Here is a 353-nt window from a genome sequence, read left to right on the forward strand (position 1 = left end):
CGTGCCCGGAACGCCGTACCAGGCCGTCGCCGGGCGACTGGACGACTCGGGGATCTGACGCACCGCGGAGTTCAAATACCCGCGTCACCGAACCGCCGCTATGGACCCCGCGGTGCTCCGGGACGACATGGTCGACGGGCTGGAACACGCCCTGGGCCGGCCGCTCCCGGAGGAGATCGGGCTCGCGATGCGGACGGTGCCGCGCCGGGAGTTCGTCGAGGAGGCGCCGTACGACAACCGCCCGCGGACCGTCGACGGCGCCGTCACGCTCGCGCCCGGGACGGTCGCGCGACTCCTGACCGCGCTCGACCCGCGGGAGGGTGATGAGGCGCTCGTCGTCGGCGCGGGCGGGG

1 pseudogene is annotated in these 353 nt (G+C 74.8%); it reads left to right on the plus strand.

Features of this window, described 5'->3' with window-relative positions:
* Positions 1–100 precede the first annotated feature (100 nt).
* Positions 101–353, plus strand: a pseudogene (locus ACFR9S_RS09575) (protein-L-isoaspartate O-methyltransferase family protein); the annotation flags it as partial.

This window comes from Halolamina salina (assembly GCF_042678005.1).
Classification (GTDB): domain Archaea; phylum Halobacteriota; class Halobacteria; order Halobacteriales; family Haloferacaceae; genus Halolamina; species Halolamina salina.